Here is a 12,038-nt window from a genome sequence, read left to right on the forward strand (position 1 = left end):
TTGCAGGTCAGAGCACTGATCATCGTCACCTTAAGGTGGGAGTGTGCTCAGGTTGGTGCTGTCTCTGGTCCTGCTCGACCCCACCGCCGTCGCCGAGGTGCCGCAACGTAACGTCCCCGTACCCCGCGTCCTGACCCCCGACGGCGACCGCCTGGGCTATGCGCCGGTCCCGCGCCCCTACACGGGGGCGCGGCGCCTCACGGGGGTCCTGCTCGGCCGCGACCCCGTGACGCGGACGAACGTGCTGTGCGGAGGCACGGTGATCGGCTCGCGCAGCCGCAGCCTGGTGGTCACCGCCGCGCACTGCCTCTACCAGAACGGCCACTCGCTCCAGCAGGTGACCTTCCTGCCCGGCTACGACCTGGGGCAGCCGAAGCTGGGGGTCTGGCAGGCCGTGCGCGTGTGGGTGCCCGACAGGTGGCGCACCGAGCCGTACTCGGCGAGTCTGCTGCCGTACGACGTCGGCCTGGTCGGTGTGGCGCGCCGCGAGCGCCCGCTGGAGGCCGTCACTGGCAAGGGCGTGCGGCCGATGCCCACCACCAGGGGCACGAAGCTGCGCGGGCTCGAACTGCTCGGCTATCCGGCGGGCAAGGGCTATCCGGGCACGAAGATGTACCGGTGCGTGGGCGACGCGAGCGAGGGCCTCTCCGAGGGGCCCGGGCTGATGATCACGCGCAACTGCCACGCCGCCGCCGGCGGGAGCGGCGGTCCCGCCCTGTACGGCGACGCGCTGGCCGGCGTCGTGTCGTCCTCCAGCCCGATGAGCGACAGCCAGGGGTACACCGTGCTGACCAGGCTGGGCGAGTCCGTGTTCGGGCGGATGCTGGCCAAGGCCGACAAGGAGATGCTCAAGCTGCCCGGCTGACGATCTCCTCGCAGAGCGCGTGGGTGGCCAGGGCGTCGTCGGCGGCGATCCAGCGGCCCTCGCGCACGGCGGCGAGGAAGTCGAGACAGATCTGCTCGATGCCGCGCTGCCTGGCCACCGGCACCCAGTCGGGGCGACGGGCGAGCGTCTCGCCGCCCCGGTAGTCGACGACGTCGCCGAGGTTGGCCACGCGGCGCTTGGCGCCGTCGCCCATGGCCTCGCAGGTCTCCTCGCTCGCTCCGCTCGTCCGGTTCATGACGCCGATGGCGGTGAAGCCGTCGCCCGTCAGCTCCAGGACGACGTGCTCGAGGAGGCCGTCCTTGACGCGGGTCCTGCTCCTGGTGCCGGTCACCGGGCCGGGGGCGAGGAACCTGAGGGTGTCCACCACGTGGATGAAGTCGTCGAAGATCACCCGGCGCGGCTCGTCGGGCTGGTTGTCGCGGTTCTTCTCCATGAGGACGAGGTGCCGGGGATGGGCGGCGAGCCCGGCGTATCCGGGCGCGTACCGGCGGTTGAAGCCGACCATCAGTGACCTCCCCTCGCTCTCCGCGAGCCGTACGAGCCGCTCGGAGTCCTGGAGCGTGTAGGCGATCGGCTTGTCGACATAGACGTGGATCCCGGCCTTGAGCAGGGGCTCCACGATCTGCGGGTGCGCCTCGGTGGCCGCGTGCACGAACGCCGCGTCGGCCCCCGCCTTGATCACCTCGTCCACGCTCGTGGACCGCCCGGCGATCCGGTAGGTGTCGCCGAGCCGGTCCAGGCGGGCCTGGTTGCGCGTGCAGAGGTGCAGGTCGAGGGAGGGCTGGGCGGCGAGCACGGGGAGGTAGGCCTTCTCCGCGATGTCACCCAGGCCGATCACGGCTATCTTCACGCCTCGAGCGTAGCCTTGAGGCTCACTTCGATCGGCGTAGGCGCGACACCGAACGTGGTCTGGAAGGCCGAGGAGTCGAGCACGAACGGCTGCGTGAACTGGTACCTGACGTGGCCGAGCTCCCCGATCATGGGCGAGAACAGGCCGGCCACCCTGACCAGCGGCCACGGGAGCTGCGCGAACTTGGGCGCGGGCCGCCCGAGCAGCGCGGCCATCCGCTCCCCCATCTGGCGGAAGCTCAACGGCTCGCCGGTGGGCACGTGCCACGGCCGGCCCCAGGCCCGCTCGTCGCCGCCGGCCACGATCAGCGCGTCCGCCACGTCGGGCAGGTAGGTCCAGCTGTGCGGCATGTCCGGGGGGTAGACCAGCTGGATGGTCTTGCCCTCCCTGAGCGGCACGAGGAACCGGCCGCCCAGGTAGGACTGGTCGCTGGCGCCCGGGCCGAAGAAGTCGGAGCCGCGCACCTCGGTCGTCCTGATCCGGCCCGCCTCGTGCGCGGCCAGCGCGTCCCGCCACATCTTCGCCCGCACCCGGAACTTGGGGTTGTCGGAGGCGAGCGGCAGGTCCTCGGTCATGGGGCCGTTCACGGGCCCGTACGGGTAGAGGTTGCCGAGCATCACGTACACGGCGCCGCTCGCCTCGGCGGCGGCCAGGAACGACTCGGCCATCGGCGGCCAGTCGGTGAGCCAGCGGTGGTACTTGGGGTTGACGCAGTTGTAGAGGACGTCGGCCCCCTTGGTCGCCTCGATCAGCCCGGCCTTGTCGGAGATGTCGGCGGCCACCTTGACGGCCCCCTCGGGACCGCTGCCCGAGCGGGTCACGACGGCGACCTCGTGTCCCTGAGCGAGCAGCTTGTTCGCCACATGCGTGCCGACCTGGCCGGAGCCCACGACGACGTGCTTACCCATGATCAGACCTGCTTCCAGATGATGCGGAGAACCGCGTTGACGACGAACACAGCGAAGAAGACGACGGCGGGGGTCACCAGGCCGGAGGCGTAGAGCGCGACGGCGCCGCCGCCGAACCAGAGGATCTCCAACGCGGCGCGGGCCAGGCCGGTGAGGGGGAACGTGGCGTTGGCGCCCCCGCCCGCCCCGAACAATGCCCACGCGGCGATGAACAGCGCCGGCGCACCCACCCCGGCCAGCAGCTTGATCCACCAGGCGGCGCTCAAGGTGAAGCCCCAGTATCCCACGGAGGCCAGCACGCCGAGCTCCAGGAAGAACATCAGGACGGCGTTGGCGCCTTTGACTGTGCCGAGCATTTCGGTCCTCCGTGAACTGTCATTCGCTTACGAGAGCAATGCTCTCTCAAAAGAGCAGGGATCGTCAAGAGCGGTGCTCTCGTTTTTTGGCACCGCTCTGATAGCCTGCATCCATGACAGCCAGCCGCACCGCCAGAGAACGCGTCAGGGCCGAGCTCACCAGGGAGATCACCGACATCGCGCGTCGCCAGCTCGCCACCGACGGCGCCGGCGGCCTGTCGCTGCGGGCGGTCGCCCGCGAGATGGGCATGGTCTCCTCGGCCATCTACCGCTATTTCCCGAGCCGCGACGACCTGCTGACCGCGTTGATCATCGATGGCTACAACGCGCTCGGCGAGAGCGTGGAGCGCGCCGACGCCGAGTGCCGGCAGGACGACTACCTGCGCCGGTGGATGACGGCCTGCCACGCCGTACGCGACTGGGCGCTGGCGCACCCGCACGAGTACGCGCTGCTCTACGGCTCCCCCGTGCCCGGCTACCAGGCTCCGCAGGACACGGTCCCGGCCCGGATCCGCGACGTCACCGTGCTGGGCCGGATCGTCTCCGACGCCTGGGCCGTGGGCGCGGTCCAGGCCCTTCCCGGCGAGGCCCCGCGCGAGCTGGCGCCGGAGGCGGAGGCGATCCGCGGGCTCATGCCCGGCGTGCCCGACGACGTGCTCTGGCGCGCCCTGTCCGCGTGGACCACGCTGTACGGGTGGGTCAACTTCGAGGTGTTCGGCCAGTTCAACAACACGATCGAGAACAGGCGCGCGGCGTTCGAGCACTCGATGCGGCTGGCGGCGTCGGCGATCGGGCTCGCCGCCGAGTGAGCGGCGCCGCTCAGCTCGGCTTGAACAGCGGCACCAGCACCTCGTCCACGATCGCGACGACGAGCTCGTCGGGGACGGGCGAGCCCTCGAAGAGGAAGTGGTGGCGCAGCAGCGCGTGACCGGCGTCGAGGCGGCGGGGGGTGACGGCCTCGGGGGCGACCTCGCCGCGCTCGACCGCCCGGCCGACGACCTCCGTCATCAGCCTCCTGGAGGTGCTCTGGGAGTCCTTGCGCAGGGCGCGCAGCGGGGACCCGCTGCTCAGCGCCTCGCCGAGCAGCCCGCGCATGGCCTCGCCCGCTGGGCCCGCCAGCGCCTTCGACGTCATCCTGAGCATGGCCACCAGGTCGTCGCGCAGGTTGCCGGTGTCGGGCGCGGTCCCGGGGGTGGGCAGCGAGTTGTAGACCGCGTCCATCACCAGCTCGATGCGGGTGGGCCAGCGCCGGTAGAGCGACGCCTTGCTGGCCTTGGCCCGCTCGGCGACGCGTTCCATGGTCAGCCCGGCGTAGCCGGCCTCGGCCAGCTCGTCGAGCGTCGCCTGGAAGATCGCGGCGTTCAGCGCCTCGCCCCGGCGTCGCGGCAGCTTGCGGTGGTCGGTCATCATGGCATCTTAGAGAGCTCGGGTGACGCGGCCGGTGTCGCCGTTCACGGTCACCGGCTGGCCGTCCACCAGCACGGAGGTGGCCCTGCCGGTGCCCATGACGGCCGGGATCCCGTACTCCCTGGCGACGATGGCGGCGTGCGAGGCCGCGCCGCCGGCGTCCACGACCACGGCCGACGCCAGCTGGAACAGGGGCGTCCACGACGGGTTCGTGTACGGGCAGACGAGCACGTCGCCGCTCTCCAGCCTGGCGAACTCGGCCGGCTCCCTGATCACCTTCACCGGCCCGGTCGTCACGCCGCCGCTGGCCGGGGAGCCGGTGACCAGCGCGTCCCCCGTCTCGCGGACCGGGAAGACGGCCGCGGGGTCGATCAGCCGCACGCCCGACAGCTCCTCCCGCTTGGCCGCCCGTGCCCGGACCGCCTCGCGCAGCCGTTCCCGGTCGGCGCCGGCCATGGCGGTCACGTCGCGGATGGCCTCCAGCTCCGGCAGCCGCAGGTGGAAGACGTCCTCCGGCCGGTCGAGCACGCCCTGCCCGCGCAGGCGGCGGCCGATCTCCATGAGTGATCTGCGCAGGATGGGCTGCGGCATCATGAAGAAGAAATGGCTGTCCTCGCGGAACGCGACGCCCGCGCGGGCGGCCTCCACCCGCCGCCGCATCCGGGCGCGGCCGCCGGCTGTCAGCCACGGGTGGCGAAGCAGGCGGCCGAGAGCGTCGTCGCCGTCCTTGCGCGCGGGCGGCGCGGCGGCCAGCACCTTGATCAGGTCGAGGACGGTCTCGGGGGCGTCGGACCAGGTGGGCGTGGTGACGAGGATCGGGCTCGAGGTCTCGCGGTGGCCGTACTCGGCCAGGAACGCCCGCAGCCCCTCCTCGAACTCGGCCGGCCTCGGGCCCCCGTCGAGCGCGCCCGTCCGCCTGGCCAGCTCGGCCAGCCGTTCCAGCGCCTGGTTGGCGTCGGTGGTGCGGGTACGCGCCCCGTGCAGCAGGTCGCCGAAGAGCCGGCCGCGCCCGAGCAGCTTGACCGCCACCATCAGCCGCAGCAGCGCCAGCCCGGTGCCGGGCAGGTAGTCCGCGCGCAGGCCGGCCACCGGGTCCACCAGGTCCAGGGCCTGCCGGGGCACGCGGACGAGCTCCGCCCACGGCAGCTCCGCCAGGTCGCGGGCGGCCAGCTCCCTGACCGCCGCGAGGTAGGCGCGCACGCGCGGGTCCTCGGTCCAGCGGGCGGGGTCGAACCTCCTGGCCCTGGCCAGCAGGCTGAACGGGACGGCCGGCAGCTTCCGGGTGGGGCGCGGGCTCCGCGGAACGAGCTGGTAGACGACGCCGTCCTCCTCCCGCAGGAACCCCTCGAACACGCCGGCTATGCCGAAGCCGGCCACCACCCTGGCCATCAGCCCGACGGGGCCGTACGGGATCCAGGTCGTCATGTCGATCGGATAGGGCCGTTCCGGGAGGTACTCCATCAGAATGGTGGCGACGCGGCGCTGGGCCGGGTTGAGCCTCCCGACCGGGGGCGGCGGCAGCGCGGTCATGGGCCGGGCCTGCAGCAGGTGGACGCGACCGCCCGCGTACGCCCACTCGATGTCCTGGGGCCGCCCGAAGTGCGCGGCGACCTCCTTCCCCAGCCTGGCCAGCTCCCCGAGCGCCGCATCGGGCAGCCGCTCCTGAGCGGCCGAGCCCGTCTCGCGCGTGACTCCCCCGCCCGCCGCGCCCCTGATGACGACCTCGTGACGCCCCGGCGTGAAGCTCGTGCCGGCGTCGGAGATCACGTAGTGGTCGGGCGTGACCAGGCCGGACACCACGGCCTCGCCGAGCCCGTTGCCGGCGTCGACGACGAGCTGGGCGCGGTCGCCGGTGACCGGGTTCGCGGTGAACATGACGCCCGCCAGGTCCGCCTCGACCATGCTCTGCACCACGACCGCGATCCGCACCTCGGAGTCGTCGATGCCGAGCCGGGCGCGGTAGGCGACGGCGCGGTCGGTCCAGAGCGAGCCCCAGCAGCGGCGTACGGCGTCGAGCACGGCCCGCTCGCCCACGACGTTCAGGTACGTGTCCTGCTGGCCGGCGAACGCGGCCCCCGGCAGGTCCTCGGCGGTGGCGCTGGAGCGCACGGCCACGGGCCCGCCGCCAAGGGCGCCGTACGCGCCGGCGACGGCCTCCCGCAGCTCGTCGGGCAGCTCGACCTGCTCGAAGTACGCCCGCGTGCCGTGCCCCTGGGCGATCACGTCGTAGGCGTGGGTGGTGACGACGAAGCCGCCCGGGACGGGGAAGCCGTTCCTGACGAGCTCGCCCAGGTTGGCGCCCTTGCCTCCGGCCATGGCCAGGTCGTCCCGGCCGAAGGCGGCCAGCGGTGCGACGAGTTTCACGATCTCTCCTCGGCGTAGGCGGTGGTGCGAAGCGGACGCGCCGGCAGCGCCAGCGCGAGGAAGAACGCCACGGCCAGCAGCGGCGCCATGGCCGCGAAAACCGGCGGCACGGCCGCGGCGAAGGCGTCCCGCATGCTGTCGGGGACGTCGGACGGGTTCGTGGCGGAGATCCCGGACCTCAGCGTGATGAGCGCGCCCACCAGCGCGACCCCGGCGGACGCGCCGACCTGGCGCAGGAAGGTCACCGACGAGGTGGCGGTGCCCAGGTCGGCGTACTCCACGGCGTTCTGGGCGGCCAGCACCATGGTCTGCATGACGAGCCCGACCCCCAGCCCGGTCACCAGCATCGCGCCGGCCAGCGCGAGCGGGTCGCGGCCCGCCAGGCCGATCAGCCCGAGCCCGGCGGCGGCCACGGCCGTGCCCGCGATCGGGTACGGCCGATACTTCCCGGTCCGCGTGATCAGCCGCCCGGACACGACGGTCGTGGCGAGCACGCCCGCCATCAGCGCCGTCACCAGCAGCCCCGCCCCCGTCGCGCTGGAGCGCAGCGCGATCTGCAGGTAGGCCGGCATGTACGTGATCGTCCCGAACAACGCGAACCCGATGAGCAGGCTGATCGACACCGGCACCGCGAACGCCCGGTCGCGGAACAGCCGCAGCGGCAGGATCGGGTCCCTGGCGAACCGGGCGCTGACCAGCCACGCCAGCGCCCCGGCGATCGCCACGGCGAGATAGACGGGGTTCCCGGTCTGCCCCAGCAGGACCACCCCGACCACGGCGACGGCCAGCGTGACGGCCCCGGCGACGTCGAGCGGCGCCCGGCCCGCCTGCCCGCTCGGCCTCGGCAGCCGCAGGGTGGCGCTCAGCACGACCAGCGCCAGCACCCCGAGCGGCGGGTAGATCGCGAAGATCCACCGCCAGCTCAGCCGGTCGACGAAGAACCCCCCGATCAGCGGCCCGCCCACGGCGGCCACCACGTACATGGCCCCGATGAGCCCGAGGTAGCGGCCCCGCTCGCGCGGGCTCACCACCTCGCCGATGATCGCCTGCGCCCCGATCATCAGCCCGCCGCCGCCCAGCCCCTGCACGGCCCGGAAGGCGATGAACTGCGGCATCGACGTGGCCACCGAACACAGCACGGCCCCGGTCACGAACACGACGATGGCGACCTGCATGGTGGGCTTGCGGCCGTACCGGTCGCCGAGCTTGCCGTAGACGGGCATGACCACGGTGGCGGCGGCGAGGTAGGCGCTGACGACGGCGGGCATCTGGTCCAGCCCGCCCAGGCTGCCCGCCACGGCCGGCAGCGCGGGCGCCATGATCGTCTGATCGAGCGCGCCCAGCAGCATCGCCAGCATCAATCCGGACAGCACGACGCCCATGACGTCTCTCCTTAGAGAACGACTCGTTCTCTAAGGAGAATACGATTCAACTCGAAGAAACGCAACGTTCACTAATTGGGCTCTCAGCGGATGCCGCGGGTCCGGAGCGCACAGGCAAGGGCGGCGATGCTCAGGAACGAGACGGCCAGCAGGTAGTACGCCGGCGACACCTGCGAGCCGGTCCCCGAGACCAGCGCCGCGGCGATGGCGGGGGTGAACCCGCCGAAGGCCGCGACCGCCGCGTTGTAGCTGAACGACAGGCCGGTCGCGCGCGACTCCACCGGGAACGCGTCGGCCATCACCGACGGCAGCGCGCCGAAGTAGGCGGCCTTCAGCAGGCCGAGGATCGTCATGCAGAGCGTCAGGGTCAGGAACGACGGCGACGCGGTGAGCCAGAGGAACAGCGGGACGACGCTCCCGCCGATCAGCACCGCGGCCGGGATCATGATCTTCAGTCGGCCGAACCGGTCGGCCAGCAGGCCGACGAAAGGGGTCGCGACGGTCAGGGTGACCCCGGTGATGAGCAGCGCGACGAACGACAGCGAATCGTTCAGGCCCAGCTCCTCGATCCCGAAGGTCGGCATGTACTGCAGGATGAAGTTGAGCGCGGTCGAGATGACCAGCGCGCCACCGGCGATCAGCAGGCCGCCCCAGTGGTCGCGGAAGACCGACCGGATCGGCGAGGGACGCTTCCCTGTCGCCTCCGGGGTGATCGCCGGCGACTCCAGGACGTACCGGCGGATGTAGAGGCCGACCGGAAGGACCAGCAGCCCGAACACGAACGGCACCCGCCAGCCCCAGGCCGCCATCTGCTCCTTGGACAGCACGGCGGTCAGGCCCGCGGCGAACCCGGAGGACATCAGGGTCGCGAGCCCCTGGCTGGCGAACTGGAAGCTGCCGAGGAAACCCTTGCGGCTGTCGTCCTGCTCGACCAGGAACGAGGTGGCCGCGCCGAACTCGCCGCCGGCCGCGAATCCCTGGATCAGCCGCGCGACCACGATCCCCAGCGGCGCGAGGAGCCCGAGCGTGGCGTAGCCGGGCATGACCACGATCAGCAGGGTGCCGAGGGCCATCAGCCAGATCGTCAGCACCAGGGCCTTCTTGCGCCCGTGCCGGTCGGCGTACGCGCCGATGACCAGCCCTCCGAGCGGACGGATCAGGTACGTCACGCCGAACACCGCATATGCCTGCACCAGCTGCACGCCGGGCGCATCGGCGGGGAAGAACGCCTGTCCGATGTAGGCCGCCATCAGCGCGTACACGGCGAGGTCGAACCACTCGAGCGCGTTGCCGATGGTCGCCGCCGCGATCGCGCGGCCGGCGGAACCGCGCGTCGCGGGCTGGGTCGAATCTGTGGAGGCGACGGCCATCGAAGGTCCTTCCGGTGGGGGGCTGACGTCCGTCAGACCGGGCGGGGGGCGGGGAGCGGGTGGTCGGCCGAAGGGTTGCCGAGAGCGTGGAACAGCGCGGCGGCCAGCACGACGCCCTCCCGGGCGATCCCGGCGAGCAGGTGCTCGTCGGGCGCGTGCTGGAGGCAGCCCGGGTACGAGTGCGGCAGCCACAGGGTCGGCAGGCCGAGGACGTCGGTGAAGACGAAGTTGGGCAGGGAGCCGCCGATGTTCGGCAGCAGGGCGACGGGCCCACCGGTCACCTGCTCCAGCGATGCCCTGGCCCACCGCACCCACGGGTCGTCGAGCGCCGTACGGCTGGCCGGGAAGTGGCCCAGGACGCTGACGCCGACCATCGGGTAGCCGTGGGCGGCGAGGTGCTCGGCGACGGCCTGCTCCACGCCGCTCACGTCGGTCCCGGCCACGTACCGCAGCTGCAGGATCGCGCGGGCCCGAGCGGGGATCGCGTTGACGGGGTTGTCGATGTCGGCCGACCCCATCGCCAGGACCTCCAGGGTGTTCCAGCCGTACAGCCGCTCGGCGGCGGTCAGGCCGGTGTCGCCCCAGCCCTCGTCCGGGGCCGGGTCGCCGGGGCTGTTCGCGACGGTGACGCCGGCCAGCACCGCGCGGACCGCGTCCGGGAGCTCCGGCGGCAGCAGGGCGGGCACCCGGACGCGCCCGTGCCCGTCGACGCAGCTCGCGATCGCGCCGGCCAAGGTGGTGGCGGGGTTGCGCAGGACGCCGCCCCAGTTGCCGGAGTGGTAGGTGTTGGGGCGCAGATCGACGTCGAGCGCGATGTCGACGCCGCCGCGCGACCCGAGGAACAGCGTGGGCGTCGCCGCGTCCAGGCGCGGCCCGTCCGAGGCGATCAGGACGTCCGCCCGCAGCTCCTCGCGGTGCGCCGCGGCGAACTCCGCCAGTCCCGGCGAGCCGATCTCCTCGCCGGACTCGAACAGGAAGATCAGGTTGAACCCGAGCCTCCCCTGCCGGACGAGCAGCAGGCGCAGCGCGGCGAGGTTGATCAGGTGCTGACCCTTGTTGTCGGCCGAGCCGCGGCCGTACCAGCGGTCGCCGTCGGCGGTCAGCGTCCACGGGTCCCGGCCGTCGCTCCACCGGCCCGCGTGGCCGTCCACCACGTCGGCGTGGCCGTAGCAGAGGAGCGTCGGCAGTGAGGAGGACTCGATCCGGGTGCCGACCAGGAACGGGCCCCCAGCGGGGTCGGGGTTGGGGTGCTCGGTCACGGAGCACCCCAGGCCGGTCAGCGCGGGCGCCAGAACCTCGTCCAGGTATGCCTTGACGGCAACGCGGGCTCCCGGATTGGTGCTCTCGGTCGGGTAGGAGACCATCGCGGCGAGGTCGGTGAAGAACGCGCCGGAATCGACGTACTCCTCCGCCTGTTCGATGAGGTCTGCTGGGATCACGAGAGGTTCCTCCGGGGGGGTCGCGGGCGCTGTGCTGGTCAGCAGCGTAGGCCGGTTCACGGGCTTGGACCATTGCCGATTGCCGCAACGAGCGTTCTACTATTGGCAAACCCGTGTGTCCGAAGCATTTACCAGGAGGTCCCGATGCAACTCCTGCCGGTGGGCCTCTCGTACTTCCTCGAGGTGGCCCGGACGGGGTCGGTGACCGAGGCGGCCCGTACGCTGACCGTCGCGCCCTCGGCGATCAGCAGGCAGATCGCCAAGCTGGAGTCCGGGTGCGGGGTGCCCCTGTTCGTCCGGCATCCGCGCGGGATGGCGCTGACCGAGGCCGGATCCCGGCTCCTCGCCCACGTCCGCCGCAGCGAGGCCGAGGCGTCCGCCCTGGTGAACGAGTTGCGGACCGGGCGCGGAGCCGATGTCCGCAACGTCACGGTGGCGTGTTCGGAGGGGTTCGGACGGCGGATCGTCCCGCGGGCGATGGCGGCCTTCCGTCGCGACCACCCCGACGTGACGTTCCAGCTCGACGTCGTCCCCCGGCAGGAGGCCACCCGCCGGGTGATCGAGGGGATCGCCGACGTCGCCGTCACCTACGCGATGGGGCCGCAGCACGATGTGCGGGTGGAGTGCGCCGTCGTGATCCCGGTGGTCGCGATCGTCCCGCTCGGGCACGAGCTCGCCGGACGCGATCAGGTCGGGCTGGCGGAGCTGTGCGAGCACCCGCTGGCCCTCGCCTCCACCGGGACCAGCCAGCGCGAGCTCTTCGACATCGGCACGCAGATCGAGGGACTGACGGTCCGCCCGGTGCTGGTGTGTGACGGGCTCGGCCCGCTGCACGAGTTCGTCCGCTGCGGGGGCGGCATCGCGCTCGTCGGAGATCTCGGCGACCTGCACCGGGAGGGCTCGGGCGAAGGGGTCGCCTACGTGCGGCTGGACCACCCGGTGTTCCGCCAGCGGGAGGCCCAGGTGCAGACCGCCCTGGGCCGCCGGCTGCCCTGGTCGGTGACGGAGTTCACCGGGCTGCTGGTCTCACTGCTCGGCCCGCCGCCCAAGTGACGGACGGCCCCTTGGACGGCGTA

11 protein-coding genes are annotated in these 12,038 nt (G+C 72.3%); 3 read left to right on the top strand and 8 right to left on the bottom strand.

The genetic code is table 11. The annotated features are described in order from the left end of the window. Positions 1-43 precede the first annotated feature (43 nt). On the top strand, positions 44-865 hold the full coding sequence (locus ACWEPL_RS06960; RefSeq protein WP_452435443.1) for a trypsin-like serine peptidase: 822 nt from the start codon (positions 44-46) through the stop codon (positions 863-865). On the opposite strand, the gene ACWEPL_RS06965 is transcribed toward ACWEPL_RS06960, so the two are convergent. Genes ACWEPL_RS06965 through ACWEPL_RS06975 form a run of 3 tightly spaced genes read right to left on the bottom strand, consistent with a single transcriptional unit; the run spans position 849 to position 3,000 of the window. Then, a complete protein-coding gene (locus ACWEPL_RS06965) occupies positions 849-1,736 on the bottom strand; it encodes a Gfo/Idh/MocA family protein (protein WP_452435444.1) in 888 nt (295 codons plus the stop codon). The genes ACWEPL_RS06960 and ACWEPL_RS06965 overlap by 17 nt on opposite strands. Beyond that, on the bottom strand, positions 1,733-2,644 hold the full coding sequence (locus tag ACWEPL_RS06970; protein WP_397367061.1) for an NAD-dependent epimerase/dehydratase family protein: 912 nt from the start codon (positions 2,642-2,644) through the stop codon (positions 1,733-1,735). Before ACWEPL_RS06970 ends, ACWEPL_RS06965 begins: the two co-directional genes overlap by 4 nt. A 2-nt stretch (positions 2,645-2,646) precedes the next feature. Then, the gene (locus ACWEPL_RS06975) at positions 2,647-3,000 is read right to left on the bottom strand and encodes a YrdB family protein (protein ID WP_363967407.1); all 354 of its coding nucleotides are present in this window, start codon (positions 2,998-3,000) and stop codon (positions 2,647-2,649) included. 113 nt (positions 3,001-3,113) lie between these two features. Here ACWEPL_RS06975 and ACWEPL_RS06980 point away from each other — a divergent pair, with 113 nt between their 5' ends. Then, the gene (locus ACWEPL_RS06980) at positions 3,114-3,809 is read left to right on the top strand and encodes a TetR/AcrR family transcriptional regulator (RefSeq protein ID WP_452435445.1); all 696 of its coding nucleotides are present in this window, start codon (positions 3,114-3,116) and stop codon (positions 3,807-3,809) included. Positions 3,810-3,819: 10 nt separating this feature from the next. On the opposite strand, the gene ACWEPL_RS06985 is transcribed toward ACWEPL_RS06980, so the two are convergent. The 5 genes from ACWEPL_RS06985 to ACWEPL_RS07005 all read right to left on the bottom strand — a co-directional run bounded on the left by ACWEPL_RS06985 (position 3,820) and on the right by ACWEPL_RS07005 (position 10,962). Continuing rightward, complete coding sequence (locus tag ACWEPL_RS06985; protein ID WP_452435446.1) at positions 3,820-4,410, bottom strand: TetR/AcrR family transcriptional regulator; 591 nt, start codon at positions 4,408-4,410, stop codon at positions 3,820-3,822. A 6-nt stretch (positions 4,411-4,416) separates the two neighbouring features. Further along, positions 4,417-6,771 (bottom strand): PEP/pyruvate-binding domain-containing protein, encoded by a 2,355-nt coding sequence (locus ACWEPL_RS06990; protein WP_452435447.1) that lies wholly within the window; start codon positions 6,769-6,771, stop codon positions 4,417-4,419. Further along, positions 6,768-8,153: an MFS transporter gene (locus ACWEPL_RS06995; RefSeq protein WP_363967414.1), complete on the bottom strand. Its 1,386-nt coding sequence runs from the start codon at positions 8,151-8,153 to the stop codon at positions 6,768-6,770. The genes ACWEPL_RS06990 and ACWEPL_RS06995 overlap by 4 nt, the downstream gene beginning before the upstream one ends. Positions 8,154-8,236: 83 nt before the next feature. After that, entirely contained in the window at positions 8,237-9,523 is a 1,287-nt protein-coding gene (locus ACWEPL_RS07000) for an MFS transporter (protein WP_452435448.1), read from the bottom strand. Between the two features lie 32 nt (positions 9,524-9,555). Continuing rightward, the gene (locus ACWEPL_RS07005; RefSeq protein WP_452435449.1) at positions 9,556-10,962 is read right to left on the bottom strand and encodes a M20 family metallopeptidase; all 1,407 of its coding nucleotides are present in this window, start codon (positions 10,960-10,962) and stop codon (positions 9,556-9,558) included. Between the two features lie 144 nt (positions 10,963-11,106). Between ACWEPL_RS07005 and ACWEPL_RS07010 the strand changes: the two genes are divergently transcribed. Next, on the top strand, positions 11,107-12,015 hold the full coding sequence (locus ACWEPL_RS07010) for a LysR family transcriptional regulator (protein ID WP_350724985.1): 909 nt from the start codon (positions 11,107-11,109) through the stop codon (positions 12,013-12,015). Positions 12,016-12,038: the final 23 nt, after the last annotated feature.

It is taken from the genome of Nonomuraea sp. NPDC004186 (assembly GCF_053603495.1).

Bases quoted from the DNA above. Each gene is read 5' to 3' on its own strand.
- ACWEPL_RS07010 (WP_350724985.1), top strand. From the start codon at position 11,107: ATGCAACTCCTGCCGGTGGGCCTCTCGTACTTCCTCGAGGTGGCCCGG.
- ACWEPL_RS06970 (WP_397367061.1), bottom strand. From the start codon at position 2,644: ATGGGTAAGCACGTCGTCGTGGGCTCCGGCCAGGTCGGCACGCATGTG.
- ACWEPL_RS07000 (WP_452435448.1), bottom strand. From the start codon at position 9,523: ATGGCCGTCGCCTCCACAGATTCGACCCAGCCCGCGACGCGCGGTTCC.
- ACWEPL_RS06995 (WP_363967414.1), bottom strand. From the start codon at position 8,153: ATGGGCGTCGTGCTGTCCGGATTGATGCTGGCGATGCTGCTGGGCGCG.
- ACWEPL_RS06980 (WP_452435445.1), top strand. From the start codon at position 3,114: ATGACAGCCAGCCGCACCGCCAGAGAACGCGTCAGGGCCGAGCTCACC.
- ACWEPL_RS06985 (WP_452435446.1), bottom strand. From the start codon at position 4,410: ATGATGACCGACCACCGCAAGCTGCCGCGACGCCGGGGCGAGGCGCTG.
- ACWEPL_RS06975 (WP_363967407.1), bottom strand. From the start codon at position 3,000: ATGCTCGGCACAGTCAAAGGCGCCAACGCCGTCCTGATGTTCTTCCTG.